Source organism: Streptomyces sp. NPDC055254 (genome assembly GCF_053606025.1).
Genome location: NZ_JBSGQV010000002.1, coordinates 1 through 13,367 on the forward strand (window position 1 = coordinate 1; position 13,367 = coordinate 13,367).

Genomic DNA, 13,367 nt, shown 5'->3' on the forward strand with positions numbered 1-13,367 from the left:
GGGGCTGGATGTTCCAGCCCCGCCGGCCTTCCCCGTGCGAGGTGTCGCGTACGCGCGCGCTCTAGCGGCGCCGCATGTCCGCGACGCGGGCCCGTTCCGCCTGCTGTTCCAGCAGGCCGGCCGGGGCGCTGCGGAGCTGGGCCGTGGGACCGCCGCGGCGCTGGACCGGGAGGGGGGACTCCCGGCGCGGCCGACGCCCGGCCATGCCGTCGCCGCCGGAGGACGACGCGCCGCCGGCCACCGTGATCTGCACGCCCTGGTCGGCCAGCGCCTGGAGTTCCGTGGCGGCCCGGTCGTCGTGCGGCGGCGGCTCGTCCGTCACCAGCCGCGTCATGACGTCGGTCGGCACGGTCTGGAACATCGTGTCGGTGCCCAGCTTCGTGTGATCGGCCAGCACCACCACCTCCGCGGCCGCCTGCACCAGGGCCCGGTCCACGCTCGCGGACAGCATGTTGGACGTGGACAGCCCGCGCTCGGCGGTCAGCCCGCTGCCCGACAGGAAGGCCCGGGACACCCGCAGCCCCTGGAGGGACTGCTCGGCACCACTGCCCACGAGGGCGTAGTTGGACCCGCGCAGGGTGCCGCCGGTCATCACCACTTCCACCCGGTTGGCGTGCGCCAGGGCCTGGGCGACCAGCAGCGAGTTGGTGACGACGGTCAGTCCGGGCACCCGGGCGAGCCGGCGGGCCAGCTCCTGGGTCGTGGTGCCCGCGCCGACGACGATGGCCTCGCCCTCTTCCACGAGGCCGGCCGCGACATCGGCGATGGCGGTCTTCTCCGCCGTCGCGAGATGGGACTTTTGCGGAAAGCCGGACTCCCGCGTGAAACCGCCCGGCAAGACCGCACCGCCGTGTCGGCGGTCGAGGAGTCCTTCTGCCTCCAGCGCCCGCACGTCCCGCCGTACGGTCACTTCGGAGGTCTGGACGACGCGTGCGAGCTCCCGGAGCGATACCGCTCCGTTGGCCCGCACCATTTCGAGGATCAATTGGCGACGTTCTGCAGCGAACACGAAACTGACAGTAACGCCAACGACCGTCTGCTTTCAGCTCTTTGCGCCGGAATACCGAACTTGTCCATACGGCGGGGCGGCTAGTGGTATACGCGGTCGGAGTCCTGCGCGGGCTCCGCGCCACGAGCCGTCACCCCGCCCCAAACCCCTTGCGGTGTGGGGCGGTTGGCCGGGCTCAGGCCTCGCCGGATGCCTTGCGCGTGTGCAGCTGTCGGGCCACCTCGGCGATCGAACCCGACAGAGAGGGGTACACGGTGAACGCGTTTGCGATCTGCTCGACCGTCAGGTTGTTGTCGACCGCGATCGAGATCGGGTGGATGAGCTCGCTCGCGCGCGGCGAGACGACCACGCCGCCGACCACGATGCCCGTGCCCGGGCGGCAGAACATCTTCACGAAGCCGTCCCGGATGCCCTGCATCTTGGCGCGCGGGTTGCGCAGCAGCGGCAGCTTCACCACACGGGCGTCGATCTTGCCGGAGTCCACATCGGCCTGCGTGTAGCCGACGGTGGCGATCTCGGGGTCGGTGAAGACGTTCGAGGACACGGTCTTCAGGTTCAGCGGGGCCACCGCGTCACCGAGGAAGTGGTACATCGCGATCCGGCCCTGCATGGCCGCCACGGAGGCCAGCGCGAAGACGCCCGTCACGTCGCCGGCCGCGTACACGCCCGGCGAGGAGGTGCGGGAGACCTTGTCGGTCCAGATGTGCCCGGACTCCTTGAGCCGGACCCCGGACTCCTCCAGATTCATGCCCTTGGTGTTGGGCACCGCGCCGACCGCCATCAGGCAGTGCGTCCCGGACAGCACCCGGCCGTCGGACAGCGTCACCTCGACCCGGTCGCCGACGCGCTTGGCGGACTCGGCGCGCGAGCGGCCGACGACGTTCATGCCGCGCCGGCGGAAGACGTCCTCCAGTACGGCGGCCGCGTCCGGGTCCTCGCCCGGCAGCACCCGGTCCCGCGAGGACACCAGCGTCACCCGCGACCCGAGGGCCTGGTACGCGCCGGCGAACTCGGCGCCGGTCACACCGGAGCCGACCACGATCAGCTCCTCGGGGAGCTCCTCCAGGTCGTAGACCTGGGTCCAGTTCAGGATGCGCTCCCCGTCGGGCATGGCGTCCGGGATCTCCCGGGGGTGCCCACCGGTCGCGATCAGCACGGCGTCGGCCGTCAGGATCGTCTCGGAGCCGTCGGCGGTCGTGACGATGACGTCACGGGTACCGTCGATGCCCTGCGGCCCGCCGAGCTTGCCGCGGCCGCGCACGACCCGGGCACCGGCCCGGGTGACGGAGGCCGTGATGTCGTGCGACTGGGCGAGCGCGAGGCGCTTGACGCGCCGGTTCACCTTGCCGAGGTCCACGCCCACGACACGCGCGGCCTGCTCGATGTGCGGGGTGTCGTCCGCGACGACGATGCCGAGCTCCTCGTACGAGGAGTCGAAGGTCGTCATCACCTCGGCGGTCGCGATGAGGGTCTTGGATGGTACGCAGTCGGTCAGGACCGAGGCCCCGCCCAGGCCGTCGCAGTCCACGACGGTCACCTCCGCGCCGAGCTGGGCCCCCACCAGGGCCGCCTCATACCCGCCGGGTCCGCCGCCGATGATCACGATCCGGGTCACGAAAAGTCCGCCTCACGTCTTCCCGGCCGGCTGCCGCCCCGGCCGGTGTTCCGGGGGGTCTCCCCGGGGGATGCATTCCGTGCTCCATTGTCCCGCACGCATCAAGGTGCTTCGCGCCCGGTCCCTGCGCGGGACTCCGTACGGGTTACGCCCGCCGGGCACGCGGCCACGGCCGCCCCTCCCGTACTCTCGACCTCATGTCGCTCTACGCCGCGTACGCCGGCAACCTCGACCCGCGGCTGATGACGCGCCGCGCTCCCCATTCGCCGCTGCGCGGCACGGGCTGGATCAACGACTGGCGGCTCACCTTCGGCGGCGAGCAGATGGGCTGGGAGGGCGCGCTCGCCACGATCGTGGAAGCACCGCGCCACCAGGTCTTCGTCGCGCTGTACGACATCGCGCCGCTCGACGAGGACTCGATGGACCGCTGGGAGGGCGTCGGGCTCGACATCTACCGCCGCATGCGGATCCGCGTACACACCCTGGAGGGCGAGGAGGCCGCCTGGGTGTACGTGCTGAACGGCTACGAGGGCGGCCTGCCCTCCGCGCGCTACCTGGGCGAGCTCGCCGACGCGGCCGAGTCGGCCGGCGCCCCGCACGACTACGTGATGGAGCTCCGCAAGCGCCCCTGCTGAGGCCCGCCGGGGACAATTGGTCGGAAACGACAAGGCAACGATCCGAACACCGTGAGCTGTGCCATCTACGCGCGTAGGGATTGAGCGGTTACGCTCGTCCGCGTGAACGCATCTGTTACCGACCCCTTCGCCGCCGCCGACGCCGCAGCCGCCCGCCTGCGCGAGCTGACCGGCGCGGAAACCCACGATGTCGCCCTCGTCATGGGCTCCGGCTGGGCCCCCGCCGCCGAGGCGCTCGGCGCCCCCGAGGCCGAGTTCCCGGTCACCGAGCTGCCCGGCTTCCCGCCGCCCGCCGTCGAGGGCCACGGCGGCAAGATCCGCTCGTACAAGATCGGCGACAAGCGCGCGCTGCTCTTCCTCGGCCGGACCCATTACTACGAGGGCCGCGGCGTCGCCGCCGTCGCCCACGGTGTCCGCACGGCCGTCGCCGCGGGCTGCAAGACCGTCGTCCTCACCAACGGCTGCGGCGGTCTGCGCGAGGGCATGAAGCCCGGCCAGCCGGTGCTGATCAGCGACCACCTGAACCTCACGGCCACCTCGCCGATCGTCGGCGCGAACTTCGTGGACCTCACCGACCTGTACTCGCCGCGCCTGCGCGCGATGTGCAAGGACATCGACGAGACCCTCGAAGAGGGCGTCTACGTGCAGTTCCCCGGCCCGCACTACGAGACCCCGGCCGAGATCAACATGATCCGCGTCATGGGCGCCGACCTGGTCGGCATGTCCACCGTGCTGGAGGCCATCGCCGCCCGCGAGGCCGGCGCCGAGGTGCTCGGCATCTCGCTGGTCACCAACCTGGCCGCGGGCATCTCCGGCGAGCCGCTGAACCACGAAGAGGTGCTCCAGGCCGGCCGCGACTCGGCCGCGCGCATGGGCACGCTGCTGACCCAGGTCCTCGCCCGCATCTGAGAGACCGTACGAGAGGTAAGGCGGAAGTAGTGCAGGAACAGGACGACCTGATCACCCGGGCCCGGGCCTGGCTGGCGGAGGACCCCGACTCCCAGACCGCGGAGGAACTCGCCGCGCTGATCCGGGCGGGCGACACGGCGGAGCTGACGGACCGCTTCCGCGGCACCCTCCAGTTCGGCACCGCCGGGCTGCGCGGCGAGCTGGGCGCGGGCCCGATGCGGATGAACCGCTCCGTGGTCATCCGGGCCGCGGCCGGCCTCGCGGCCTACCTGGTGGCCCAGGGCCACGCCGGCGGCCTGGTCGTCGTGGGCTACGACGCGCGCTACAAGTCGGCCGACTTCGCGCGCGACACCGCCGCCGTGATGACCGGCGCCGGGCTGCGCGCGGCCGTCCTGCCCCGTCCGCTGCCGACGCCCGTCCTCGCGTACGCCATAAGGCACCTGGGCGCCGTCGCCGGCGTCGAGGTGACCGCGAGCCACAACCCTCCCCGGGACAACGGCTACAAGGTCTACCTCGGCGACGGCTCCCAGATCGTCTCGCCGGCGGACGCCGGGATCGCGGCGGAGATCGGACGTGTCACCACGCTGGACTCCGTACCGCGCCCCGCCTCCGGCTGGGAGGAGCTCGGCGACGAGGTCCTGGAGGCCTACTTGGCCCGTACCGACGCGGTCCTGACCCCCGGGTCCCCGCGGACGGTGCGGACCGTCTACACGGCCATGCACGGCGTCGGCAAGGACGTCGTCATGGCGGCCTTCGCCCGGCACGGCTTCCCGGAGCCGGTCCTGGTCGCCGAGCAGGCCGAACCGGACCCGGCCTTCCCGACGGTCGCCTTCCCCAACCCGGAGGAGCCGGGTGCGATGGACCTGGCCTTCGCGAAGGCCGCCGAGGTCGAGCCGGACATCGTGATCGCCAACGACCCCGACGCGGACCGCTGCGCCGTGGCCGTGCCCACCGGGGACGGCTGGCGGATGCTGCGCGGCGACGAGGTCGGCGCGCTGCTGGCGGCGCACCTGGTCCACAACGGGGTCTCGGGCGGCGACGGGAACTGCGTCTTCGCCGAGTCGATCGTCTCGTCCTCGCTGCTGGGCCGGATCGCGGAGGCGGCGGGCGTGGGCTACGAGGAGACCCTGACGGGCTTCAAGTGGATCGCCCGCGTCGAGGGCCTGCGGTACGGCTACGAGGAGGCGCTCGGCTACTGCGTCGACCCCGAGGGCGTGCGCGACAAGGACGGCGTCACCGCCGCCCTGCTCGTCGCCGAGCTGGCCTCGGTGCTCAAGGAGCAGGGCCGCACCCTGACCGACCTGCTGGACGACCTGGCGATCGCCCACGGCCTGCACGCCACCGACCAGCTGTCGGTCCGCGTCTCGGACCTGTCGGTCATCGCCGACGCGATGGCCGCGCTGCGCGCGCGGCCGCCGGTCTCGCTGGCCGGCCTGCGGGTGGCGTCGGCCGAGGACCTGAGCAAGGGCACGGAGACCCTCCCGCCCACGGACGGCCTGCGCTACTACCTGGACGGCGCCTACAAGGCCCGGGTGATCGCCCGCCCGTCCGGCACGGAGCCCAAGCTGAAGTGCTACCTGGAGGTCGTGGTCCCGGTGGCGGAGGCCTCCGACCTCGCGGGCGCCCGCGTCCGCGGCCAGGAAGTCCTGGACGCGATCAAGAAGGACCTCGCGGCGGCGATGGGGCTTTAAGCCTGTGCGGGTCCTGCCCGCGCCGCCCGGCCCGTCGGGCCCCGGACCACCGGTCCGGGGCCCGACGGCGTCCGCGCCCGCGGCTCCGGCGGGGTCAGGAGGGTTTCGGGCTCGGGCTCGCACTCGCGCCCGGCGACTGCGCGGGCCGGACGATCTCACCCAGCGTGGGCACCGACTCCGGGCGGGTACGGACCGCCTCCGTGCACTCCCAAGCCCGCGGCGGGTCCGCGTCCGGCCCGCCCAGGACCACCGGTCCCGGGCCCGCCGACACCGCCTCGCTGCCCGCGAGCGTGCACACCAGCTGCGACAGCGCCACCGGCGGCAGGTCCTCCGGCTTGCGGCTCAACCGCACCGTGCCCGCCGGGTCGCCCTCCCGCGGCGGGCCGGCCGTCAGCCCCGCCGGGACCCCGGTGGTGAAGCCGGCGTCCCGCTCCTCCGTGGACGGCGTCCGCTCCAGCGCCTCCAGCAGCGCCTGGACCACCAGCGCCACGGGGTCGCGTACGGGCTTCTTCTCGGGCACCGGGACCACGCGCTCCACGCCGACCAGCTCCGATCCGCAGATCAGTTCCACCGTCGCCCGGAAGCCCTGCACCCCGCCCGGCTGCGCCGGGGTGTCGCACGACACCCGCGAGGGCGCCGCGCCCACGTCGACCGGCACGGCCGTCGCGCGGATACCGCAGCCCGGCAGGGCGAGCAGCACCGGCAGCGCCAGTACCGCCGGCAGGACCCTACGCACCCTCACCACCCGCGATCACCTTCCCCACGTCCACCGGCAGCCGCAGCGTGAACAGCGCACCGCCCTCCGCCGCGTTGGCGGCCGTGATCTCCCCGCCGTGGATGTGCGCGTTCTCCACCGCGATCGACAGGCCCAGTCCGCTGCCGTCCGACTTCGGCCGCGACGCGCTGGCCTTGTAGAACCGGTCGAAGACGTGCGGCAGTACGGCTTCTGGGATCCCCGGACCGTTGTCCTGCACGGCGATCACCAGCCACTCGCCCTCGACGACCACCGAGACCCGCACCGGCGAGCCGCCGTGCTTGAGGGCGTTCCCGATCAGGTTGGCCAGGATGACGTCCAGGCGGCGCGGGTCGAGCCGCGCCACGATGCCCCGCTCCGCGTCGAGTTCCACCGCGTCCAGCCAGGCCCGCGCGTCGATGCAGGCCGTGACCTGGTCGGCGACGTCCACGTCGTCGAGCACCAGCCGGGCCGTGCCCGCGTCGAAGCGGGTGACCTCCATCAGGTTCTCCACCAGGTCGTTGAGGCGCCGGGTCTCGCTCACGACGAGCGCGACCGCCGGTGCGATCATCGGATCGAGGTCGTCGACCTCCTCCTCCAGCACCTCGGCCACCGCCGTCAACGCCGTCAGCGGGGTGCGCAGTTCGTGGGACATGTCCGCGACGAACCGACGGCTCGACTCCTCCCGCGCGCTCATGTCGGCGACCTTCTTCTCCAGCGCCTCCGCCGTCTTGTTGAAGGTGTGCGACAGATCGGCGAGTTCGTCCGTCCCCGACACGTCCAGCCGGTGGTCCAGCTCGCCCTCGCCGAGCCGGCGTGCCGCCTCGCCCAGCCGCTGCACGGGCTTGAGCACGGTACGGGCCGCTGCCTGCGCGAGCAGGGCGGAGCCGAGCAGGGCGAGACCCGTCGCGATGGTCAGCGACCAGGCCAGCGCGTTGAGGTCGTCCCGCTCCTGCGCCAGCGACTTGTACATGTAGCCGGTCGGTCCGCCGCCCACGATCCGCGTGCCGCCGACGAGGTAGGGGTTGCCGTCCGGCTTCGTCCGCTGCCAGTACATGTGGTACTCGGAGTCGTTCGCCGCGGTCGTCTTCTGCCGGTCGTTCACCGCCTCCTGGAGCGACTTGGGTACGTCGCGCAGCCCGAAGGAGTCGGGCCCGGCCGAACCGAACACCTGACGGTCGTTCTTGTCCTGGTGCACCAGCAGCACGCTGTAGCCGGGGCTGCTGCCCGCCATCAGTTCGGCGGTGCGCTGCAGCTCCTCCGGCGTCGGGTCGGCGGGCAGCGCCGCGGCCCGGTCGCGCATCTCCTGCCGGAAGTCGCCGAGGGCGGCCTCCTGCACCCGGGTCAGGACGGCCTCCCGGTTGAGCCAGTACGCGATTCCGGAGGCGGAGACCGCCGCCGTCAGCGCGACCAGTGCGAACACCACGAGGAGCCGCAGCCGCAGGCTGGTCCACCGCCGGCCCGCGAGCAGCGCCCGGATCACTGCGGGGAGTCCAGGCGGTACCCGACGCCGCGGACGGTACGGATCAGGGTGGGCGAGGACGGGATGTCCTCGACCTTGGCCCGCAGCCGCTGCACGCAGGCGTCGACGAGCCGCGAGTCACCGAGGTAGTCGTGCTCCCACACCAGCCGCAGCAGTTGCTGGCGGGAGAGCGCCTGCCCGGGACGGCGACTGAGTTCGAGCAGCAGCCGCAGCTCGGTCGGGGTGAGCTGGAGGTCCTCGCCGTTCTTCGTCACGGTCATCGCGGACCGGTCGATGACGAGGGAGCCGAAGCTCGCGGAATCGCTGGACTCGCGCTCGCCCCGGCGCAGCACGGCCCGGATGCGGGCGTCGAGGACCCGGCCCTGGACGGGCTTGACCACGTAGTCGTCGGCGCCGGACTCCAGTCCGACGACGACATCGATGTCGTCGCTGCGCGCGGTGAGCAGGATGATCGGCAGCTGGTCGGTGCGGCGGATCCGCCGGCACACCTCGAAGCCGTCGATGCCGGGCAGCATGACGTCGAGCACGATCAGGTCGGGCCGCTGCTCGCGCAGCAGCTTCAGGCCGTCCTCGCCCGTCGCCGCGGTGGCCACTCGGTGGCCCTGGCGTGACAGGGAGAGTTCGAGGGCCGTGCGGATGGCGTCGTCGTCCTCGATCAGCAACAGGAAAGGCACGCGCTCATTCTGTCCCATCGGGCCACGGGAGTTCGACCGTCCGGCGCACGCGATCCCGTGCCGGTGGCTGTGACAGGCCTGTGACAGTCGACGGACACCCCGGTTATGTCGGCCGGGCAGGCTTCTACCAACGAACGAAGCACGGACCCAGAGCAGACTCCACGACGGGGGGCGCGAGATGAACACGCTGCACAGCACCACGACCAGCGCGGTCGTCACGCGGCTGCACGATGTGAACCGCCGGGCGGGTGTCCGCACGTCGGCGGTCGCCCGCCCCCGGCCGGCACACGTGGTGGCCATCGACGCGAACACCTACGGGCCCGCCGCCGTACCGGCGCAGCGCCCCGCCCCCTCCAGTGCCGCGGAGGCGGAGTTCACGGCGTACGTCCAGGAGCGCCGGGCGTCCCTGTACGCGACCGCCTTCCACCTCACCGGCGACCGCCACGAGGCGGAGGACCTGCTGCAGAGCGCGCTGTTCTCCACGTACCGGGCCTGGGACCGGATCAGCGACAAGGCGGCCGTCGGCGGCTACCTGCGGCGCACCATGACGAACCTGCACATCAGCGCGTGGCGCCGGCGGAAGCTGAACGAGTATCCGACCGAGGAACTGCCGGAGACGGCCTCGGACACGGACGCGATGCGCGGTACGGAGCTGCGTGCGGTGCTCTGGCAGGCGCTGTCCCGCATCCCGGAGCCGCAGCGCACGATGCTGGTGCTGCGGTACTACGAGGGTCGTACGGACCCGGAGATCGCGGAGATCCTCGGCATCAGCGTCGGCACGGTGAAGTCGAGCATCTGGCGCTCGCTGCGGCGCATGCGGGAGGACCAGGCGCTGAGCTTCGGCCACGACGAGGCGGAGTCGTTCGAGGAGCTCGTCGCGTAGGGCGTCTGCGCCGCGCGGCGCAGAGGGACCATCGGGCCAGGGGGCCCGTCCTACGGGGGTGGGGCGGGGGCCGCGGGGGGAAGAGGCGGGATCAAGCGGCCGGGGGTCCGCGTGATCCCGCCTTTTCGCGTCCGCGGGTCCCGGTGACCGCGAGCTCGCGCCACCCGGCGCCGCGGGGGTCCGGGGGGTCAGCCGGCGGGGTGGGCGGCGGGGGTGCGGTGGCGGCCGGCCGCGGCGGCGGCCAGCCGGCCCAGGGCCTCGTCACGGGCACAGGCGTGCGCGCCCAGCGCGACGTGCCGGGACACGATGCCCCGTTCGGCGCGCATCAGCCGCCAGCCCCTGCGCAGCAGGAACGGCACCGACTTGCGCCCCTCGCGCAGGTCACGGGCCAGCCGGCGGCGGAAGGTGGTCGACGGCCGCCCCCGCAGGCAGATCGCGTCGGCCAGCAGTCCCAGCTCCTGGCACCGCTCCGCGATGTCGGCGGCGAAGATGCCCTCGGCGATGAACAGCGGGGTCCGAGGCGACCGCGAGATGTCCAGGGTTTCGGTACCGGTCCTCGACGACGTGGCGATGTCGTACACCGGTACCTGCGTCCGCCCGCCCGCGCACAGTTCGGCGATCGCGGCGACCGCCGCGTCCGCGTCCCAGGACGCCGGCGCGTCCCAGTCGATGTCGGCACTGCCGTCGACCTGCGGGAGGGTGGGGTCGTCACCCTCCTTGTAGAAGTCGTCGAGGCGCAGCACGGGCAGACCCGACCGGGCGGCCAGCGACGATTTCCCGGAGCCCGACGGACCGGTCAGCAGGACGACTCGGGTCGGCGAAGGAGAGGAAGAGCTCACGGGACACCAGTCTGAACCATTCCCCCGGGTAGGGGATCCTCCCGGTGGCCGGTTGGTGTCGAGGAACACACCTCGACTACGCTTCGTGCGCACGCGACTACGACCACAGGCGGGATCACCATGGCACGTCACGCAGCCCCCTCCGGGCCGAACCGGCTCCGCACCGCAGGCCTGACCGTCTCCATGGCCGGCGCGGCTCTGGCGATGGCCGCGGGCGGCGCCCAGGCCGGCGAACTCTCCGTACCGGCGGCCCTGTCCGGGGTGGCCGACCCGGTCGCGAACCTCAAGGTGAACCCGCTCGCGCACACCGGGGTGGACCCGCTGGACAACGGCGTCGCCACCAAGGTCGCGGACTTCCCCTCCGTCGGCACCGGCATGGTCACCGGCGTCCTGACCCGGGGGCCCTCCGTCGGGGAGCTGCCCACCGCCACCGTCACCTCGCTGCTGGGGCCGGTGCTCCCGCGGCCGTAGGCACGCGAAAGGCCCCGGCAGCGCGGGGGACGCTGCCGGGGCCGGTCTCGCAGGGCGGTCCTAGTAGGACGAGCCGCCCGCGCCCAGCGACCCCGTCGGGTGCCAGACGGTCTTGGTCTCCAGGAACGCCGTCATGCGCGAGGTGCCGGGGTCGGCGCTCCAGTCGTCCACAGGCTGTGGACGCAGGACGCGCTTGAGGTTGTCGGCCGCCGCGATCTCCAGCTCCTTGGCGAGCGCCGCGTCGGCGCCGGCCAGGTCGATCGCGTTGACGTCCTGGTGCGACGCCAGGTGCGGGCCCATCTCGGCGGCCCTGCCGGACAGGATGTTGACCACGCCGCCGGGCAGGTCGGAGGTGGCCAGTACCTCGCCCAGGGACAGGGCCGGGAGCGGGGACTCCTCGCTGGCGATGACGACGGCCGTGTTGCCCGTCGCGATCACCGGGGCGATCACCGAGACCAGGCCCAGGAAGGACGAGGCCTGCGGGGCGACGACCGCGACCACACCGGTCGGCTCGGGAGTGGAGAGGTTGAGGAACGGACCCGCGACCGGGTTGGCCCCGCCCACGATCTGGCCGATCTTGTCGGTCCAGCCCGCGTACCAGACCCACCGGTCGATCGCCGCGTCGACGACCGCCGCGGCCTTGGACTTCGACAGCCCCTCGGCGTCGGCGACCTCGCGGACGAACTGCTCCCGGCGGCCCTCCAGCATCTCGGCGACGCGGTAGAGGACCTGCCCGCGGTTGTAGGCGGTCGCGCCCGACCAGCCGCCGAAGGCCTTGCGGGCCGCGACCACCGCGTCACGCGCGTCCTTGCGGGAGGACAGGGGGGCGTTGGCCAACCACTTGCCCTTGCTCCCCGCCGATGTTCTGGCGCTCACCTCGTACACCCGGCCGCTCTCGGAGCGGGGGAACTTGCCCCCGACGTACAGCTTGTAGGTCTTGAAGACGTTCAGGCGCGCCGGCGCCGCCGACAGATCAGACATCGAGGTAGCCCTCCAGGCCGTGGCGGCCGCCCTCGCGGCCGAAGCCCGACTCCTTGTAGCCGCCGAAGGGCGAGGTCGGGTCGAACTTGTTGAACGTGTTGGCCCACACCACACCCGCGCGGAGCCGGTCCGCGACCGCGAGGATCCGCGAGCCCTTCTCCGTCCAGATGCCGGCGGAGAGCCCGTACTGGCTGTTGTTGGCCTTCGCCACGGCCTCGTCGGGCGTGCGGAAGGTCAGCACGGACAGCACCGGGCCGAAGATCTCGTCGCGGGCGACGGTGTGCGCCTGGGTGACGTTCGTGAAGAGCGTCGGGGCGAACCAGTAGCCGGCGGACGGCAGCTCGCACGCCGGGGACCAACGCTCGGCGCCCTCGGCCTCGCCGGTCTCGGCGAGCGCGGTGATCCGGGCGAGCTGCTCGGCCGAGTTGATCGCGCCGATGTCGGTGTTCTTGTCGAGCGGGTCGCCCAGGCGCAGCGTGGAGAGGCGGCGCTTGAGGGAGTCCAGCAGCTCGTCGTGGATCGACTCCTGGACCAGCAGGCGCGAGCCCGCGCAGCAGACCTGGCCCTGATTGAAGAAGATGCCGTTGACGATGCCCTCGACGGCCTGGTCGACGGGTGCGTCGTCGAAGACGATGTTCGCGCCCTTGCCGCCCAGCTCCAGGGTGACCTTCTTGTCGGTGCCGGCGACGTGGCGGGCGATCTTCTTGCCCACGGCGGTCGAGCCGGTGAAGGCGACCTTGTTGACGTCCGGGTGCTCCACGAGGGCCGCGCCCGCGTCGCCGTAACCCGTCAGGATGTTGACGACACCCTTGGGCAGACCGGCCTGGCGGCAGATGTCCGCGAAGAACAGTGCGGAGAGCGGGGTGGTCTCGGCGGGCTTGAGGACGACCGTGTTGCCGGTGGCGAGCGCCGGGGCGATCTTCCACGCGAGCATCAGGAGCGGGAAGTTCCACGGAATGACCTGGCCGGCCACGCCGAGGGGGCGCGGGTTCGGGCCGTAGCCCGCGTGGTCGAGCTTGTCGGCCCAGCCCGCGTAGTAGAAGAAGTGCGCGGCGACCAGCGGGAGGTCCGCGTCGCGGGTCTCCTTGATCGGCTTGCCGTTGTCCAGGGTCTCCAGGACGGCCAGCTCGCGGCTGCGCTCCTGGATGATCCGGGCGATGCGGAAGAGGTACTTGGCGCGCTCGCGGCCGGGCAGCGCGGACCACTTCTCGAAGGCCTTGCGGGCGGCCCGCACGGCGCGGTCCACGTCGGCGGCGCCCGCCTGGGCGACCTCGGAGAGGACCTCCTCGCTGCTCGGCGAGACGGTCTTGAAGACCTTGCCGTCGGCGGCGTCGGTGAACTCGCCGTCGATGAAGAGCCCGTAGGAGGGGGCGATGTCGACGACCGAGCGGGACTCGGGGGCCGGCGCGTACTCGAAGAGGGAAGTCTTGTTGTCCATGTTCAT

Annotated in this window: 13 protein-coding genes; 5 read left to right on the forward strand and 8 right to left on the reverse strand. The window is 72.5% G+C overall.

All coding sequences use genetic code 11. From position 1 onward, the window contains the following. Positions 1 to 61: 61 nt before the first annotated feature. Complete coding sequence (locus tag ACWFQ8_RS02185) at positions 62 to 1,009, reverse strand: DeoR/GlpR family DNA-binding transcription regulator (protein WP_453784296.1); 948 nt, start codon at positions 1,007 to 1,009, stop codon at positions 62 to 64. Positions 1,010 to 1,184: 175 nt separating this feature from the next. Then, positions 1,185 to 2,624 carry an NAD(P)H-quinone dehydrogenase gene (locus tag ACWFQ8_RS02190; RefSeq protein WP_453784297.1) on the reverse strand — a complete coding sequence of 480 codons (1,440 nt, stop codon included), beginning with the start codon at positions 2,622 to 2,624 and terminating at the stop codon, positions 1,185 to 1,187. Between the two features lie 197 nt (positions 2,625 to 2,821). Here ACWFQ8_RS02190 and ACWFQ8_RS02195 point away from each other — a divergent pair, with 197 nt between their 5' ends. The 3 genes from ACWFQ8_RS02195 to ACWFQ8_RS02205 all read left to right on the forward strand — a co-directional run bounded on the left by ACWFQ8_RS02195 (position 2,822) and on the right by ACWFQ8_RS02205 (position 5,859). Further along, positions 2,822 to 3,259 carry a gamma-glutamylcyclotransferase gene (locus ACWFQ8_RS02195; protein ID WP_453784298.1) on the forward strand — a complete coding sequence of 146 codons (438 nt, stop codon included), beginning with the start codon at positions 2,822 to 2,824 and terminating at the stop codon, positions 3,257 to 3,259. Between the two features lie 102 nt (positions 3,260 to 3,361). After that, positions 3,362 to 4,168 carry a purine-nucleoside phosphorylase gene (locus tag ACWFQ8_RS02200; RefSeq protein ID WP_453784299.1) on the forward strand — a complete coding sequence of 269 codons (807 nt, stop codon included), beginning with the start codon at positions 3,362 to 3,364 and terminating at the stop codon, positions 4,166 to 4,168. 29 nt (positions 4,169 to 4,197) lie between these two features. Next, on the forward strand, positions 4,198 to 5,859 hold the full coding sequence (locus ACWFQ8_RS02205; RefSeq protein ID WP_453784300.1) for a phospho-sugar mutase: 1,662 nt from the start codon (positions 4,198 to 4,200) through the stop codon (positions 5,857 to 5,859). Positions 5,860 to 5,953: 94 nt separating this feature from the next. Here ACWFQ8_RS02205 and ACWFQ8_RS02210 read toward each other — a convergent pair whose 3' ends face one another. The 3 genes from ACWFQ8_RS02210 to afsQ1 are packed head-to-tail and all read right to left on the reverse strand — an operon-like array spanning position 5,954 to position 8,749. Then, complete coding sequence (locus ACWFQ8_RS02210; protein WP_453784301.1) at positions 5,954 to 6,601, reverse strand: hypothetical protein; 648 nt, start codon at positions 6,599 to 6,601, stop codon at positions 5,954 to 5,956. Then, on the reverse strand, positions 6,588 to 8,075 hold the full coding sequence (locus ACWFQ8_RS02215; RefSeq protein WP_453784302.1) for an ATP-binding protein: 1,488 nt from the start codon (positions 8,073 to 8,075) through the stop codon (positions 6,588 to 6,590). Before ACWFQ8_RS02215 ends, ACWFQ8_RS02210 begins: the two co-directional genes overlap by 14 nt. Beyond that, the gene (afsQ1, locus tag ACWFQ8_RS02220; RefSeq protein WP_453784303.1) at positions 8,072 to 8,749 is read right to left on the reverse strand and encodes a two-component system response regulator AfsQ1; all 678 of its coding nucleotides are present in this window, start codon (positions 8,747 to 8,749) and stop codon (positions 8,072 to 8,074) included. Before afsQ1 ends, ACWFQ8_RS02215 begins: the two co-directional genes overlap by 4 nt. Positions 8,750 to 8,927: 178 nt before the next feature. Between afsQ1 and ACWFQ8_RS02225 the strand changes: the two genes are divergently transcribed. Beyond that, the gene (locus ACWFQ8_RS02225; protein ID WP_453784304.1) at positions 8,928 to 9,632 is read left to right on the forward strand and encodes a SigE family RNA polymerase sigma factor; all 705 of its coding nucleotides are present in this window, start codon (positions 8,928 to 8,930) and stop codon (positions 9,630 to 9,632) included. A 188-nt stretch (positions 9,633 to 9,820) separates the two neighbouring features. On the opposite strand, the gene ACWFQ8_RS02230 is transcribed toward ACWFQ8_RS02225, so the two are convergent. After that, positions 9,821 to 10,540 (reverse strand): uridine kinase family protein, encoded by a 720-nt coding sequence (locus ACWFQ8_RS02230; RefSeq protein WP_453784305.1) that lies wholly within the window; start codon positions 10,538 to 10,540, stop codon positions 9,821 to 9,823. 51 nt (positions 10,541 to 10,591) lie between these two features. Here ACWFQ8_RS02230 and ACWFQ8_RS02235 point away from each other — a divergent pair, with 51 nt between their 5' ends. Next, positions 10,592 to 10,942 carry a hypothetical protein gene (locus ACWFQ8_RS02235; RefSeq protein WP_453784306.1) on the forward strand — a complete coding sequence of 117 codons (351 nt, stop codon included), beginning with the start codon at positions 10,592 to 10,594 and terminating at the stop codon, positions 10,940 to 10,942. 60 nt (positions 10,943 to 11,002) lie between these two features. Here ACWFQ8_RS02235 and ACWFQ8_RS02240 read toward each other — a convergent pair whose 3' ends face one another. Both ACWFQ8_RS02240 and ACWFQ8_RS02245 read right to left on the reverse strand, forming a co-directional pair. Beyond that, positions 11,003 to 11,923, reverse strand: a complete 921-nt coding sequence (locus tag ACWFQ8_RS02240; protein WP_453784307.1) for an aldehyde dehydrogenase family protein — start codon at positions 11,921 to 11,923, stop codon at positions 11,003 to 11,005. Continuing rightward, positions 11,916 to 13,367: an aldehyde dehydrogenase family protein gene (locus ACWFQ8_RS02245; RefSeq protein ID WP_453784308.1), complete on the reverse strand. Its 1,452-nt coding sequence runs from the start codon at positions 13,365 to 13,367 to the stop codon at positions 11,916 to 11,918. The genes ACWFQ8_RS02240 and ACWFQ8_RS02245 overlap by 8 nt, the downstream gene beginning before the upstream one ends.